This window comes from Acinetobacter sp. WCHAc060025 (genome assembly GCF_004209355.1).
Classification (GTDB): Bacteria; Pseudomonadota; Gammaproteobacteria; order Pseudomonadales; family Moraxellaceae; genus Acinetobacter; species Acinetobacter wuhouensis.
Map to the genome: position 1 here is coordinate 47813 of NZ_SGSX01000022.1, position 15070 is coordinate 62882.

15 protein-coding genes and 1 pseudogene are annotated in these 15070 nt (G+C 36.8%); 7 read left to right on the forward strand and 9 right to left on the reverse strand.

The genetic code is table 11. From position 1 onward, the window contains the following. Positions 1 to 17 precede the first annotated feature (17 nt). The 3 genes from EXE09_RS16160 to EXE09_RS16170 form a co-directional block, all read right to left on the reverse strand. Positions 18 to 497: a hypothetical protein gene (locus EXE09_RS16160; protein ID WP_130117934.1), complete on the reverse strand. Its 480-nt coding sequence runs from the start codon at positions 495 to 497 to the stop codon at positions 18 to 20. Between the two features lie 7 nt (positions 498 to 504). Beyond that, complete coding sequence (locus tag EXE09_RS16165; protein WP_130117935.1) at positions 505 to 1341, reverse strand: PAAR domain-containing protein; 837 nt, start codon at positions 1339 to 1341, stop codon at positions 505 to 507. Positions 1342 to 1407: 66 nt separating this feature from the next. Then, positions 1408 to 2217 (reverse strand): sulfite exporter TauE/SafE family protein, encoded by an 810-nt coding sequence (locus EXE09_RS16170; protein ID WP_130117936.1) that lies wholly within the window; start codon positions 2215 to 2217, stop codon positions 1408 to 1410. 30 nt (positions 2218 to 2247) lie between these two features. On the opposite strand from EXE09_RS16170, the gene EXE09_RS16175 reads away from it, so the two are divergent. The 3 genes from EXE09_RS16175 (at position 2248) to EXE09_RS16185 (ending at position 4621) form a co-directional block, all read left to right on the forward strand. After that, entirely contained in the window at positions 2248 to 3021 is a 774-nt protein-coding gene (locus tag EXE09_RS16175; RefSeq protein ID WP_130117937.1) for a biotin--[acetyl-CoA-carboxylase] ligase, read from the forward strand. 18 nt (positions 3022 to 3039) lie between these two features. Then, positions 3040 to 3771 carry a type III pantothenate kinase gene (locus EXE09_RS16180; protein ID WP_130117938.1) on the forward strand — a complete coding sequence of 244 codons (732 nt, stop codon included), beginning with the start codon at positions 3040 to 3042 and terminating at the stop codon, positions 3769 to 3771. Positions 3772 to 3865: 94 nt separating this feature from the next. Beyond that, a complete protein-coding gene (locus EXE09_RS16185) occupies positions 3866 to 4621 on the forward strand; it encodes a membrane-binding protein (protein WP_130117939.1) in 756 nt (251 codons plus the stop codon). Between the two features lie 173 nt (positions 4622 to 4794). Here the strand turns inward: EXE09_RS16185 and EXE09_RS16190 are convergent, their stop codons facing one another. Further along, positions 4795 to 5364 (reverse strand): RBBP9/YdeN family alpha/beta hydrolase, encoded by a 570-nt coding sequence (locus EXE09_RS16190; RefSeq protein WP_130117940.1) that lies wholly within the window; start codon positions 5362 to 5364, stop codon positions 4795 to 4797. Between the two features lie 170 nt (positions 5365 to 5534). Further along, positions 5535 to 6941: a signal recognition particle protein gene (gene ffh / locus EXE09_RS16195; RefSeq protein WP_068974129.1), complete on the reverse strand. Its 1407-nt coding sequence runs from the start codon at positions 6939 to 6941 to the stop codon at positions 5535 to 5537. Between the two features lie 144 nt (positions 6942 to 7085). Here ffh and EXE09_RS16200 point away from each other — a divergent pair, with 144 nt between their 5' ends. The 4 genes from EXE09_RS16200 (at position 7086) to EXE09_RS16215 (ending at position 9789) form a co-directional block, all read left to right on the forward strand. Continuing rightward, complete coding sequence (locus EXE09_RS16200; RefSeq protein WP_068974130.1) at positions 7086 to 7895, forward strand: cytochrome C assembly family protein; 810 nt, start codon at positions 7086 to 7088, stop codon at positions 7893 to 7895. Between the two features lie 27 nt (positions 7896 to 7922). Continuing rightward, the gene (locus tag EXE09_RS16205) at positions 7923 to 8171 is read left to right on the forward strand and encodes a hypothetical protein (protein WP_130117941.1); all 249 of its coding nucleotides are present in this window, start codon (positions 7923 to 7925) and stop codon (positions 8169 to 8171) included. Between the two features lie 364 nt (positions 8172 to 8535). Then, positions 8536 to 8730: a hypothetical protein gene (locus EXE09_RS16210; RefSeq protein WP_068974132.1), complete on the forward strand. Its 195-nt coding sequence runs from the start codon at positions 8536 to 8538 to the stop codon at positions 8728 to 8730. Between the two features lie 132 nt (positions 8731 to 8862). Further along, a complete protein-coding gene (locus EXE09_RS16215; protein WP_213073892.1) occupies positions 8863 to 9789 on the forward strand; it encodes a tRNA dihydrouridine synthase in 927 nt (308 codons plus the stop codon). Between the two features lie 34 nt (positions 9790 to 9823). Here EXE09_RS16215 and EXE09_RS16220 read toward each other — a convergent pair whose 3' ends face one another. From EXE09_RS16220 to EXE09_RS19105, 4 genes and pseudogenes are all read right to left on the reverse strand, one after another. Next, entirely contained in the window at positions 9824 to 10189 is a 366-nt protein-coding gene (locus EXE09_RS16220; RefSeq protein ID WP_130117942.1) for an SseB family protein, read from the reverse strand. A gap of 105 nt (positions 10190 to 10294) precedes the next feature. Beyond that, a complete protein-coding gene (locus EXE09_RS16225) occupies positions 10295 to 11110 on the reverse strand; it encodes a hypothetical protein (RefSeq protein WP_130117943.1) in 816 nt (271 codons plus the stop codon). Then, positions 11110 to 13587 carry an HET-C-related protein gene (locus EXE09_RS19100; RefSeq protein WP_228257224.1) on the reverse strand — a complete coding sequence of 826 codons (2478 nt, stop codon included), beginning with the start codon at positions 13585 to 13587 and terminating at the stop codon, positions 11110 to 11112. The genes EXE09_RS16225 and EXE09_RS19100 overlap by 1 nt, the downstream gene beginning before the upstream one ends. A gap of 209 nt (positions 13588 to 13796) precedes the next feature. Next, positions 13797 to 15070, reverse strand: a pseudogene (locus EXE09_RS19105) (DUF2345 domain-containing protein); the annotation flags it as partial.

Consider the following 15070-nt stretch of genomic DNA (forward strand, 5'->3'; position numbering starts at 1 on the left):
AGTTTCTCAGCTACCCCCTATAACCGGTTAATAGCCTTTTGAATACAATACTTTATCGCACTATCATCGTTAAAATTATTATATTTTTTTTGGAAATAAACGTTAGTTGGCATACCTTTAATTTTATTCTTATAAACTTCGAGACGTTTGTGATCTAAACCATGACAAATTAATAAAGCTTCAATATCATACGTTCTTTGAATATATGTGGAGTCTAAATCCTCCTTTCTTTCAATTGCAAAAATAAAACTCATGATATGTAAATAAGGTTTAGGGCTTTGGTCTGCAACTAAAGTAAGATTATTTTTTTCATATTTATTAAATAAGTAATCACTATACCAAGCAGGATATGAATGCATTTTAAGTAGATACAGATCAGTTGCAAGTCCAACCTCATCAGTAGTTGTAAGGTTCTTTTTATATTCTGAATTTGTACTGAAAAAATAGAAAGAGACTATAAGTAATAAAACGATCAGAAAAACTATTATTTTTTTCATACTATTCTTAAAAACCACTATCAACAATTGAAAGCATATTTGTAATATGTGAACGTTCATCACGTTTTAGAGAAATTAATATTGCCGTATTTACATCTTTAAACCGATCAACTGGATTTTCACTCCAACCAACCTTAAAATATTTTTGCCTAACTTCATTATTCCACCATTTACCAACTGCACTTTCAGCCTCCATCTTCGCTATATCTGTGACAATAGCTCTTTCAATTACTGCAACTGCTGCTTTAGAGGTTAAATTACCGAAACTTCCCATAATTGAAGTAATAACACTTAATGACTCATCTTTGTTTACAGACCTAAAATAAATATGCTCAGTAATATACTTCCTATCTGTAAGAGAAAGTTTCGAAAAACTATTTAGCTTATTACTATCAATAATTAAATTACCCCAAACATGTAATAGAATCATTTTACATTCTTCTTGGGTAAGAATCTTTTCCTCTTCTGTTAAAGGTTTCTTAGGAGTTTTAGAAAAACTTTCCATCATCTCATTTTGTGGGCTTGTCTCAAAAATAGGTGATGAAGAACTAGTCGAACTCCCCTTACCCGAACCGCTCCCTGCATCTCGTACAACTAAACTCTGTTGAGGTAAGAAAGTTGCTCCACATGTAGTTTTATCGCCTGCCATAATAATTGTTTTAGAACCAACAACTAAAAAACTTTTACCCAAAGAAACAGCTGACACAACTTTTTTACACTTAGGACAAAAATGTTTCATCCCTTCTAAATGAACTGGCTTTCCTTCAATTTGGAAAGAAGGATCTGTTTCTGCAACAATCCCTCCATGATCAGTTTTACAACCTATTGTTATTAATGGTTTCATTATTAAAGTTTAATTATACTAAAATATAATTAAAGCATAACAATCTAATAACCACAAATTTTCCATCTAAAAAAATGGCATAACACCTTTCAAAATAAAATAACAACCCACTACTGTCAGCAAGCCTGCAAAACACTTTTTCAACATTGCTGGAGATAATTTATGTGCAACTTTTGCCCCAAATTTTGCTGTAATAAAACTCATGACACTGATACCAATAAATGCATAAATATGCACATAACCAATCGCATTTTTAATTTCAGTGGATTCTTGCGAACCAAAGAACATAAAACCGAGTGCACCTGCGATGGCAATGGGTAAACCACATGCAGCAGAAGTGGCAACGGCTTTTTGCATCACCACACCATTTTTATTTAAATACGGCACAGTCAAACTACCACCACCGATTCCAAAAATCGCAGAAGCAATTCCAATTCCACCACCTGCCATCATTTGCATCGGTGCAGAAGGTAAATGTTTAGATTCATCCACTTGAACATTTGCACCTTTAAACATTTTAAAAGCCACCCACAGCGCAAACGCTCCGATAATGAGTTGTAAATGCTGTCCTGACAAAATATCAGCAACACCAGCTCCAATAAATGAACCAACCACTAAGCCTGGTGCGAGATTCTTAAACACATTCCAAAGTACTGCGCCTTTTTTATGATGCGCGGATACAGAACTGATCGAAGTAACAATAATCGTTGCCAGTGAAGTGCCCAAAGCCATGTGCATAATCACATTCGGGTCATAGCCCATTTGGGTAAAAACCACATAGAGAATCGGTACAATAATTAATCCACCACCCACACCAAATAGTCCTGCGGCAAATCCAGCGATTGCACCAATACCTAGATATATGATTAACTCCATAAATGTTCCTTTACATTTCTCAGATTCAACATGGATTTAGAGACTCGTCATCTTAGACAACTGCTTACACAAGCCAACCAACTTCCTGAAATTCTGTTATTAAATCAGACCACAACATCAACCAATGATGATGTCCGTGATATTGCTCAAAGCGGTGTAAACACGGTGCTGGTCTGTAGTGAAACACAGACGCAGGGACGAGGTCAGCACCAAAGGGAATGGGTTTCCCCGATCGGGAATATTTATTTAAGCACATTGCTTGAAACTCGAACACCCATTGATGGACGTTTAGCACTAGAAATTGCCTTAAATATCTTACAAATGCCATCCCTGAAGCATTTAACAAATCTGCAAATCAAATGGCCCAATGACCTTTACAGCACACAAGGAAAATGGGGAGGCATCTTAGTTGAACCGATTTCCCCCAATCAAGCGATTGTCGGTGTAGGCATAAATTTATTGCCCATTCCTGAGCAAGACGTCAGCCAACAAGCCACGTCAGTGGTGCAATTGGGTGTGCAATATCCGAATCGTATTCAAATGATCAGTGAACTTTATCTTGCTATTCAACAGGCTGGACAATGGTTTAATCATGGTTGCTACAACCTCGCTGCACGTTTTAACCACTATGCGGCATTTCTTGATCAAGCGGTGCATTTTGAACAAATCAACGATTCAGTTGAAGGCATTTTCAAAGGGATTCATGATGATGGTTCGGTCAACTTACTGACAGCAAATGGTTCAGTGAATGTATATCAAGGGCGTTTACGTTTAATCGAATCATCCACAGATGCAGAACAATAAAGACATTTAGGTACGCAAATGAAAGCACTTTGGTTAGATATTGGAAATACCCGACTTAAATATTGGATCACTGAAAATGACCAAATCACAGAACAAGCTGCGGAATTACACTTACAATCCCCTGCTGATCTCTTGCTCGGCTTAATCCAACATTTCCGTAGTCTAAATTTAGATAAAGTCGGTATTTCATCGGTTCAAGACAAAAAGAACAATGAACGTATTATCCAAATCCTCAAACTCCTTGATATTCCAGTGAGCTTTGCCAAAGTTCATGCCGAATATGCAGGTTTAAAATGTGGTTATGACCATATTGAACAATTGGGAATCGACCGTTGGCTTCAAGTTCTTGCAGTTGCCAATGCCGATGAAGACCTATGTGTCATTAGTTGTGGTACAGCATTGACCATTGATTTGACCCAAGGCTTTCAGCATCTTGGTGGCTATATTTTGCCAAATCTTTATTTACAACGTGATTCACTGATTCAAAACACCAAAGGCATTAAAATCCCTGATGTTGCTTTTGAAGAGCTTTGTCCAGGGAGAAATACCATTGATGCAGTGCATCATGGCATCTTTTTAGGATTATTAAGCACCATTGAAAAAGTGATGGAGCAACAGCCTCGTAAATTGATTCTCACAGGTGGCGATGCCAAACTATTTGCAAAATTTCTTGAAAAATATCAGCCACAGATTGAAAGTGATTTATTACTCAAAGGTTTGCAGTTTTATATCAATCGACAAAATAGTTGAAAATAAATACAATTTACACAGGGCTCAAAAGCCCTATTTTTTATTCATGATAAAAAATGATAAATGCCATAACAGCGCATAAAGAGAAATGCTAATGAAAAAACTTCCCTTATTCCTGAGCTCATGCTTACTTAGCTTCACCATGGTGGGCTGTACGAGTTTACAAAGCACACCATCACAACCTGTTTCAGGCAAGGTCGTAACCTCTGAAGCAATTATTGCCTATTTTGCACCCGATGCAGGCGAAGAAGAATGCGCTTGTGGTTCAACTATGGATAAAGGCTACTCTCTCACACCTGTTGAAAATGGTTATTTCCGTAAATTATTGGGTCGAGATCAAGAAGGTCGCTTCTTACTACAAGACTTCTACCAAAGTAATGGTCAACCTCAAACCAGTCCATTTTGGGTTAAAGATCCAAAAGGTTTAAATAGTTTTGATGGTAAATATACAGATGGTGATGTGATTGGTTACTATGACAATGGTCAAATAGAATTCAAAGAACACTATAAAGACTACATGTTACAGGGAAAATCTGAGCTGTATTATAAAAATGGTCAACTCAATATGGTGACTGAATATGCAGATGATGTTGAAGTGGGTGAGACTAAAACCTACTACAGCAATGGTCAACTCGCTTCCTTAGAAAATAAACTTGATGAGGAGCATAAAACGCATAAGCTGTGGTATTCAACTGGCAAACAAGCGGTTGACCTAATCGTTGATCCTTATGATTTTTCAATACTTTCAGGCAAAGCTTGGGACCAACAAGGCAATATCATTGAAGATGAAGATGAGCGACAAAAAGTCATTGATAACATTTATGAACAGTTAGATACCACTAAAAACTAAAATACTGGAAAACGAAGACACAGAAAAATCAAACTATTCGCCAAATCCTCTATCGCAATATACGTATTGCTATAGGGGGTCATAATTTTTCTCATAAGTTTTTTGATTTCACTGATATTTACAAAATGATGGTTACTTAAAATTTTAGTACAATCATAAAACATGAATATAGGCTAAGGTGCTGATTTCAATAAAACAGATAGTTTGTCCCAAAGCTGTGGAAACTCACTAAAACCATCAGAAGCCATAAAATGCCCTGCATTTTTTACCTCGACCATTTGTGAATTCATCAAATGTCCTAACTGAATACTAAAAGGTGCAGGTACAAAAGGATCGTTATTTGAAAAAAATAGCACTCTATGGCAAATGCCCATTCTTAACTGAGCTTCATCAAAATGTGCTTGATCTATAAATACATTTAGCTCGGGGAAAATGGGTAATTTATTCTTAAAGCCTGCAATTAAAAATAATGCAAAAAGCTTTCTTCCTGCTAATACCTCAGATAAAAATCCTAAACTGGCGATACAGCCTAAACTATGAGCAATGATAATCACCTCCTCGTTTAAGGTCTGAATCTGTTGAACAAGATTCTGCTTCCAAGCATCATATTTTGGATGTTCAGAATCTTCTAAATAGAGTATGTCACATTGATGCCCTATTGATTCCACCTGCCTCTTCAACCACGGAAACCAATGATCAGTCGGTGAGGCATTATAACCATGTACAATAAAAACTTTTCTCATATATATTTTCTTATTTATCAATTACATACAATTAAAACAAATTAAAACTCATCCAATAATATGTGAAACTAATCACCATGTATGTATATTTTATTTAACAAAAAAGACGCCCTTGGGCGTCTCTTGTGATAGAAGTATTCAATTAAATGAGTAACTTTAGCTATAAGCTATTACTTCTTATCGTTATTTCCAAACAATGGTCCCATACCACCACCACCGCCGAATTGTTTTTGCATACCGCTCAATGAACGCATCATTTTTGCCATACCTGATGGATTAGCAAATTTCTTCATCATTTTTGCCATTTGCGCATGTTGCTTGATCAATTTATTGACTTCAACCACATCCATACCACAACCCGCAGCAATACGTTTTTTACGACTCGGATTCATCAAATCTGGGTTACGGCGTTCTTTGATGGTCATCGACTGGATGATTGCTTCCATCTTTTTCACTTGCTTTTCAGGGTTCGCTTGCGCAATCGCATCTTGAATCCCTGAATTACTCATGCCAGGCAACTTGTCTAAGAAGCCCATCATGCCACCCATTTTATTCATTTGTTCAAACTGCATCAGCATATCTTCAAAGTTGAAGCTTCCGCCTTTTTGCAGTTTTTTCGCCATTTTTTCGGCTTTTTCTTTGTCGATCTTACGTTCAACTTCTTCGACAAGAGAAAGTACGTCACCCATACCCAAGATACGTTGTGCAACACGCTCAGGATGGAATGGCTCTAAGGCATCGAGTTTTTCACCCATACCTAAGAATTTGATTGGCTTACCTGTGATCGCACGTACAGAAAGCGCAGCACCACCACGTGCATCACCATCCGTTTTGGTGAGAATTACACCAGTCAATGGTAATGCATCATTAAATGCTTTAGCTGTATTCGCCGCATCCTGACCAGTCATTGCATCGACAACGAACAAAGTTTCAGTTGGGCCAATCGCTGCATGTAATGCTTTGATTTCGTCCATCATGTCGTCATCGACATGCAAACGACCTGCGGTATCGACGATCAAGACATCGTTAAAATTAATCTTGGCTTGACCAATCGCACGTTGTGCAATTTTGATTGGATCTTCTGATGCATCTGACTCGATGAAATCAACACCAACTTCACCCGCAACAGTTTGTAACTGTTTAATTGCTGCTGGACGATAAACGTCGGCAGAAACCATTGCAACTTTTTTCTTTTGGCGTTCTTTTAAGAAACGACCAAGTTTTGCAGCGGTTGTGGTTTTACCCGCACCTTGCAAACCTGCTAAAAGAATAACAACAGGTGGTTTAGCCGCTAAATCTAGTGTTTCATTGGCCTCACCCATCATTTTTGTGAGTTCGTCATAGACGATTTTCACAAAAGCCTGACCCGGTGAAAGCTGAGTCATCACTTCCTGACCCAATGCTTCTTCCTTAACTTTCGCGATAAATTCACGTGTTACAGGCAAAGCAACATCGGCTTCAAGAAGTGCCATACGCACTTCACGTAGGGTATCTTTTATATTATCTTCGGTGAGCTGCCCAGAGCCAGTAACATTTCTGAGGCTCTGCGTGAGTCGTTCTGTTAAGGTATCAAACATTGCAAAATCCGCTTAAAATAGCTAGTAGCAAAAAAATCTTTCTTAAAATAGAAAATTTGTGCTCAAGATGCTATAGGATACTGTAGTTCACATGGAATTTATATCTTATAACATGATTATTCATCATCCTGAAAAAGGTTTGACATGATTAGCCTACCCTTGGTTTATACGATTTTAGCATTAATTGCCTATACCTCATCATTTTGGTATCTGTTTATGCATTTAATGTCAAAACGTCCTGCAAACCCGTGGTTTATCGGCATCATGTCTGGCTTAGGACTGATCTTACATGCAAGTGTACTGTATAACGATATGCTTACACCACTGGGGATTAATTATGACGTCTTTAATTTGATGTCATTTACCTCTGGGTTAATGTTATTGCTAAGCATGTTATACAGCACTTATCGACCTGTTATTTCATTGAATTTAATCGGCATTCCTGTTGCTGCCTTTGGTTTAATCCTTGGTTTTTGCTTTAGCAAATCAAAACAATTTATTGAACAACATTCTTTGGGCTTAGACATTCACATTATTCTGTCCTTATCTGCGTATGCGGTGTTGCTGATGGCGACCATTCAAGCCGTACTGATTTGGTTCCAGAACCGAGAACTCAAAAAGAAACAAAAAAAACGTATTTGGGTAAATTTCCTACCAGCTTATCAAGCAATGGAATCCCTATTATTTGATATGTTAATTACAGGTTTTGTGCTTTTAACTGTTGCTCTAAGTTTTGGTTTCTTCACCATAGATAACTTTTTCGCACAACATTTGGCCCATAAAACTGCGTTCAGTATCGTGTCATGGTTTGTCTATGGTTCGCTATTGATTGGACATTATAAATTTGGCTGGCGTGGACAAAAAGCAATTCGCTTTACCATTATCGGCTTCTTTTTATTGGCGATTGGCTTTATTGGCTCTAAGTTTGTGTTGGAAATGATTTTACATCGGTAAATCGTTTCTGATATTTGGAAATGAATTGTGAAAACATATTACTATTATTATGATAAAGAAGAAGATATAACAACATTCTGTGAGTTGGATGAAGAGTTATATTGTATACGAGCAACTTTTCAAACAGCAAATGGAATATTCAGTACTAACTCTCCACTAACTCCCGCTCACTTATTTCTACCAGAAGGTAGCTTCTTAGATTTTATTGATGAACTCAGCCCTATTTCTCAGGAACAGTTTAAAAATAAGTGGAATGATTCTAACAAAAAGTACTAAACCCATTGGGAAAATTTAAAAAATAAGTATCAGATTAATCAATCAATAAAAACTAGTATTTCTTTTTTTCCACCACTTGGAGTTATTGTCCAATTTGGTGAAATTTTTTATGGTTTAGTAAATTATAATGACTGCAAAGCAATTTTAGGTGAAAATCAAATGTATCCACACCAACAAATACAACTCTATATCGAACATTTTGATGATGATAACTTATGGATAAAATTTTCTACAAAATCAAATTAGTTATCATTAAAAGCTAACCATCTAAATATATTCATTATTTCCTCTTGCTTATTCAACATAATACATTTAATGTCTTATTTAAATTATGTGTTTATATTTTATACAAAAGGATTTTGTGATGAATATTCCAGTCAACACTCAACAGGATGATAAAGATAATTATAATCCCCTCACAGCTGAAAAATGTCGTCAATGCGAAGACGTTTTACCGATTCAAAATTTGGATCCAAACTACGAAGGTATTGTTTCAACACATAGCAATGACAGCTATTGTAAATTTTCATGTATTTCGGAAAATGACGAGACACAGTAAACGTATTTTCATTGCATGAGCATTTAAGGAAAAATAAATCATAGATGTATTGTTCTGAATTATCACAATCAACTAGACAGTTGCTTGAAAAGTGCGTATAACGCACTTTTTTACGATTCAATGGTAGTGACTTTGAAACTCATCCTTGCACCAATGGAAGGCTTAACTGACCCAATTATGCGTGATGTTCTTACGTCTGTGGGAAGTTTTGACTGGTGTGTAACTGAGTTTATTCGGGTGACGGATTCTGTATTGCCTGATCATATCTACCATACGTATTGTCCTGAACTGAAAAATGACAGCAAAACAGCTGCAGGCACACCTGTACATGTGCAATTTTTAGGAAATAACCCTGAAATGTTGGCTGCCAATGCCGTACGTGCTGCTGAACTCGGCGCACCTGCGATCGATATGAATTTTGGTTGTCCTGCCAAAACAGTCAATCGTCATCGTGGCGGTTCAGTGCTTTTAGATGAACCAGAAGTGGTTTATGAATTGGTTAAAGCTGTACGTGATGCTGTTCCTGCTCATATACCTGTTTCAGCGAAAATGCGTTTAGGTTATCTTGATCGTAATTTCACTATGGAAAATGCACACGCCATCGAAGATGCTGGTGCGTCTTGGGTTACCGTCCATGCGCGTACCAAAGCCGATGGTTATACCCCACCCGCTTTTTGGGATTTATTGCATCCGATTCGTGAAACTTTAAAAATCAATGTGATTGCTAATGGTGAAATTTGGACCAATGCAGATGCCAAGCAATGTCAGCTTGAATCTGGTTGTGAAGATCTCATGATTGGTCGTGGTGCTGTCACAACGCCTGATTTAACCCAATGCATCCGTCAAAATACAGATCAAGCGCTTATCACGTGGAATGAATTGCTCGGTCTGCAAATCCGTTTCTTAAATGGTACTTATAAAAAAGAAATGAATATGGTCGGACGTTATAAGCAATGGCTTGGAATGATGTCGAAACATTATCCTGAAGCCAATGCCTTATGGGGGGAAGTAAAACGTCTTAAAAAAATTGATGAAGTTTTAGAAAAATTAAAAGCTTAGTCTTTCTAATTTATATCCTCTTTACCACCTCAATTTACTCTGCTTCATTTTTGTGTATTTCTAGAATTTGGGTAATTTCATCAGGTTGGAATTCTTTACTCAATTCTGATGTTGGATTTAAAACCAAAGTTGCTCCTTTTGATATTTCAAAGAGTTTTCGGGCATTTAAAATCAGATACTCAACATCTGTTCCAATATCATTTTGAATTGTTTCTAACTCTAAAAAGAATGGAATCGCTTGATCACCTTCTGGTGTTTCAAGTACTCGGAATTGCAATTTATTATCGCTATCTTGAGTCCCTAGGCAATAAATATCCGAAGCAAACAGTTGATCTATAAACTCAGGAATGAGTTCATAGTTTTCTTGGGTTTGGGTGAAGAGTTGTTGTAAGTTTGGCATATTGTAGGTTCTTTTTTAAATTTAAATTATTTACAAAAATATATTTCAATCTTGATCATGCTATTTATAATTGATATTAAAGGAAACACACAGAAAATGATCAACCTATTTAGCTTTTTGCTTCTTCTCATCATCTAATTCTTCTGGAGTACAATATCTTGGTACAACAGCCATTTTTATTGTGTCAAAATACTCATCACATACTTCTTGACCTTTCTCATCTTTTCTTCGGTATAGTTGTTTTTTTTGCTCTTCGGTCATTGTATCAAGGTAATTATAAAAAAACATATAATCAATGACCTCAGGATCATTATAACTAGTGCTTAACTCAATCCCAAAAGATTCGCCTTTTTGGGTATCTGTACAACCAGCTGTATAATTATAACTTACTCGTGTTTTTGAATAAAACTTAGACCTCACTTCATCATGCATTGGATATGCACCAATCAAAACACCGTCGACATCTATCGCGTCTTTAAAAATTGTTCTTACTTGCTCAGTATCTGTTTTTTTTAACTCTTCTTCTATTTCTGCATCTGTTTCTTTACGAATATCATGTGCAGGGCGCTCTAAACGAAATCTAAAACTATCGATTTGTTTATCCGCTATTCTTTCAACTAAACGAACACCGATATCATCATATATATAGATATTAATTCGATTAATTGGATCTACACTTTCAACTTTACGATATTTTTTCCCTAATGCTTTAAGCCAAGGCTCTACTCCTGAACTCATATACAACTCCGTACCATTATAATTAATAGCACATCCATGCACTTTAAACTGATGTTGTGTATTTAACTTTTTTGTAAATCCTTCCGATTCGACATTTGTTCGTGTTGTAGATGAACCATTACTACAACTTATACACAGTAAAAGTGGTAAAAATAGGGTTAATTTTTTTTGAAATAAATGCATTATTTTTTCCCACCTGTAATCATATCTAAACCTTTCTGAACTGTTTTACTCGCTTCATCTATTGACTCTTGTGCTGCTTTAGCGCCTTTATAAGCACCCTGTTTAGTGCTATCCCAGCCTTTCTGCATCATCCCATCACTGGCTTGATTCACTTTATCTTTATGTTGTCTTGACCATTGCTTAACAGTTTCATCCATCCAATTACAGCGGCTTGGATGCCTAAAATAGCTTTTTGCAGTATCTAATACAGCTTGTTTATTCCCTGCTGTTGGGTTTTGAGACCAATTTCGCCACTTTGTTCCCACGTCTCGTACAGCAATAATCGCTAAATTCGCTGCCAACAAGTGTAAGGGATTGCCACCTTCATCTTTACCTACCTGTGTATGACTTGGGTTATCCCCATGGATCACTGGGTTTGCGCCTTGCTTAACACTTACTATTTCATGTGCGTGTTTAAGTGTAGTACTCGCAGCCCATTTGAGTAAAAATGTAATGAGAGGTTTTATCAAAGCTTTTAACAAAGCAGCTTGGTTTCTAAATTCTTTAAAAGTTTTCGTCGCTTTCACAGCCAAATCAGCATAACCAGCTTCATACAAAGCATTTACAGCATCACGAAGTTCAAGATATCTAAACCATACTTTTGTCAAATTCTTATCTTTAGAAACTGAATCAATCGTGATAACAAATTCTTGAATAATTAAATCTGCTAAGCTACGTTCACCAGACACCATGCCTTCGTATTCACTCCATTTTTTGATTGGGTCAATTAACTCACCCAGCGCACCACCCACACTGGCAAAAGTATCCCATGTGTCAAAAGTACCTGTAACAAGAGGGATTTTTTCGTAGCTACTAAAATCATTTTTCCTTAAAACCCAATGTCGTACATCTGAGTATCCAAGTTTAATCAATGTAATTTCAACAAAATTACTATGTGAAAAAAAATCTTCAAGTACATGGAAAGCATTGCCTAAATGTCTTAAAGGAACGTCAGAATTACTATTTTTTTGCATACTTTTTTCGAGCTGTCCTAACAGATACTCCAACGCAGTTGGAAATGCAGAATCTGTAGTATTATTCGGTGTATTATCTGCAATATAATTCTTTAAATTAAAATGTGCAGATTTCTCATCACTATTGGTTTTAAAGGTTTTATCATTTGGTCTAGGGTTAAGTTCTGAATCAGTTTGAGTATAAATATCTGCACCAAAAGGATTATCTATATGTTCCTCAAAACGATAAACACCTAATATATTAATCCCATCCTTCCCAGTTAAATCTCTAAACAAACGATGTGGTAAAGAAGATTTCATCGAATATGAGGCCAATGCTAATGCCTTATAACGTCTTTGATTTTTTTCACTTAATTGCGTATAAGACACATTTTTTAACAATTTCTGCATTTGTTTTTGAAGTTTAGTCGCACGATCATCTTTTAACTTTAAGTCTGATAATTTAACTAAATCTTCCGCTACGCTCTCATCAAAAAAATGATCATAAACTAATATTGCCAATATATTGGTAATTAACTTACGGGTCGGTTTTATTACTATAATTTTACCATGACTATCAAGTGCAACATCTATTTTTGTATTTAATACAGCACCGCAAACCAGTTGAGAGTGGTCTCTTAACCAATTCCCTGCATAGATTGCATTAACTGTGTGTCGATTAAATATTTCACCCTTTGGATTATCTTCTCCAATTGCTTCTTTTTCAATAGATTGGTGTCCATGTTCTATACGAACACCTTTATTATCATCTTTTTTAATGTATTTACCTGTCTTTGGATCAATCGTTCCTCTATTTGCAAGGATTTTCTTTTCATTTGAAAACTTGCCTTCCCCTGCACCAAAATACTCATACTCGACATCCACAATATCATTCATTTGAGCTTCAAAATCTGCATGTAATTTAGCTGCTCTTTTCCCTGATGTTGGTGTTATTTTCAATTTCCCAGAGTATTTTTCAGAAGTCATTTCTGCAAACTCAAACTCTGTATTTGCACCTATATCTTTGCCCTCCGTTAACTGAGCTAAATTATAAGAATAGACTGCACCTTCATCTCTTGGCGCATCTTCTGCTAGTTTTTCAACCCTTGTCGGTATTTTGATAATATCATGAATATAAATTTCATTCGGATCAGAAATAGAATTTAAAGAACTAATAGCGTCTACAGTCGTATCAAATTTTTTCGCAATTTCAACAAGAGTGTTACCTTTTGCAACAACATATAAATTAAAACAATTCTCTAGTGGATATTTCCCACTTTTCCTTAATAAATCATCTATAAAATGTCCATACTCATGTAAAAGTACAATAAATAATCTATCTAAATTTTGATCATTTTCTGTAGCTGAAAGTACAGTATCAGCTGCTAAATATATTTTTTTATCTTTATGATTAAAACCTGCTGGACGTCCATTAATACTTTTAGCAATCACAATATGTTCAGGTGGGACAACAATTCCTTGCATCAAGTCTTTTTTCAAAGCTAAATATATACTATCAGGAACATCAAATCCAAATATAGGTGCAGTAAGGCTGATAAAGCTCTCATCTGAAAAAGTATTTGCTATTACAAGTAGTTGTTCGTGCGCATACGTGCTTTTTAAAGTTGGTAATGGCTGATCAGAAAATTCAACAATTGGCAGTAAAGGCAACGTAGGGCTTACCTTAGCCCCACTCGTAAACTTATGCTGTCCCGCTTTCACTTCAAACTTAGCACCCGTTGTCACAAATACACCTGAGCCATTAATTTTCAGTTGCGAACCACCTGCTGTAAGTGTAATTTCCTTTGGGCTCTTAAATTCAATCACATCCTCAGTTGAAATAATTTGAATACCTTTACGCGCAATCAAATCTGCACCATCACCCTGTGCTTGAATCTCAACTTTACCTTTCCCCGCAAACAGTCGTGCACCTTCTTGGGCTGCAAACAAACTGATCTTTTTACTTGCATGACCAATCAAAGATTTCTGTGTAGAGATATTGATACTTTCACCTGCACTATGACTAATCTGTTTGTCTGCTGAGATATGAATATCTTCATTTGTAGCCAAGGCAATTGAGTTTGGTGCAGCAAGAACCATCACCGCAGATTTAAAGGCATCTGCTTTTTTCGGATCTTCTTTAGCTAAGTTGTCGATAAAGCCTTTGATACTTTCAAGAATCTCAAGCGGATCTGTCTGCTGATTCTTGGCAACTTCACTTAAAGCTTTTGAATTATTAAGGGAGCTTTCAAGTTGTTGTTTGGCTTCTTTGGCATCTAGGTGTGTGCCACTGGCTTGGTCTTGTTTGTAGGTGGAAAGGAGTAAGCCTTATCCTGCACGTATTGCTCCCCATTGGTCAGTTCTCAATTCAAAACCTTCGCCTCGTCCATCACTGGTGTCTTTGTCTTTGGGATGACTTAGATTTCCGAGGTTGAGTTGGCTTGCTCCATGGCTATTTTGCAGTTGTGTGCTGATTTGCCCTGTGGTGTCGTCAAAACGCAGTTGTCCAAAGCCTTCGCCTTGGTATTCTTTGGAACGAATGCCTGCGAGTTTTTTGGTATCAGGCAGTTGTCCTTTTTTGTCGAATTGGGTTGGACTACGTTGTGCTTCGTGGATGCGTCCTACTACAAATGGTCGGTCGATGTTGCCATCAAAGAAGTCGATCACCACGATTTCACCGATGCGAGGTAGGAATCTTGCTCCATAGCCTTCGCCTGCCCATGGGGTGAGTACATCGACCCATGCAGAATCGGTATCGTTGTCGTTTGTGCCCGCACCACCATCGTGTCCATGATCTTCTGTGCGAGTGAATAGGAATCTGACTTTGATACGTCCCCATTCATCGACATGGATTTCTTCTCCACTCGGTCCAACCACTTTGGCGCGTTGTGGATGGGTACTTGGTCGGTGTTGGAGTGGATTGTATTCTGGAACTGTAGCGATGTTACGTCGTTGTATGATGAGACTG

Coding starts and splice junctions, on each gene's coding strand:
- EXE09_RS16190 (WP_130117940.1), bottom strand. CDS start 5,364: ATGAGAAAAGTTTTTATTGTACATGGTTATAATGCCTCACCGACTGAT.
- ffh (WP_068974129.1), bottom strand. CDS start 6,941: ATGTTTGATACCTTAACAGAACGACTCACGCAGAGCCTCAGAAATGTT.
- EXE09_RS16200 (WP_068974130.1), top strand. CDS start 7,086: ATGATTAGCCTACCCTTGGTTTATACGATTTTAGCATTAATTGCCTAT.
- EXE09_RS16165 (WP_130117935.1), bottom strand. CDS start 1,341: ATGAAACCATTAATAACAATAGGTTGTAAAACTGATCATGGAGGGATT.
- EXE09_RS16175 (WP_130117937.1), top strand. CDS start 2,248: ATGGATTTAGAGACTCGTCATCTTAGACAACTGCTTACACAAGCCAAC.
- EXE09_RS19100 (WP_228257224.1), bottom strand. CDS start 13,587: ATGCAAGGAATTGTTGTCCCACCTGAACATATTGTGATTGCTAAAAGT.
- EXE09_RS16210 (WP_068974132.1), top strand. CDS start 8,536: ATGAATATTCCAGTCAACACTCAACAGGATGATAAAGATAATTATAAT.
- EXE09_RS16225 (WP_130117943.1), bottom strand. CDS start 11,110: ATGCATTTATTTCAAAAAAAATTAACCCTATTTTTACCACTTTTACTG.
- EXE09_RS16185 (WP_130117939.1), top strand. CDS start 3,866: ATGAAAAAACTTCCCTTATTCCTGAGCTCATGCTTACTTAGCTTCACC.
- EXE09_RS16180 (WP_130117938.1), top strand. CDS start 3,040: ATGAAAGCACTTTGGTTAGATATTGGAAATACCCGACTTAAATATTGG.
- EXE09_RS16220 (WP_130117942.1), bottom strand. CDS start 10,189: ATGCCAAACTTACAACAACTCTTCACCCAAACCCAAGAAAACTATGAA.
- EXE09_RS16160 (WP_130117934.1), bottom strand. CDS start 497: ATGAAAAAAATAATAGTTTTTCTGATCGTTTTATTACTTATAGTCTCT.
- EXE09_RS16170 (WP_130117936.1), bottom strand. CDS start 2,217: ATGGAGTTAATCATATATCTAGGTATTGGTGCAATCGCTGGATTTGCC.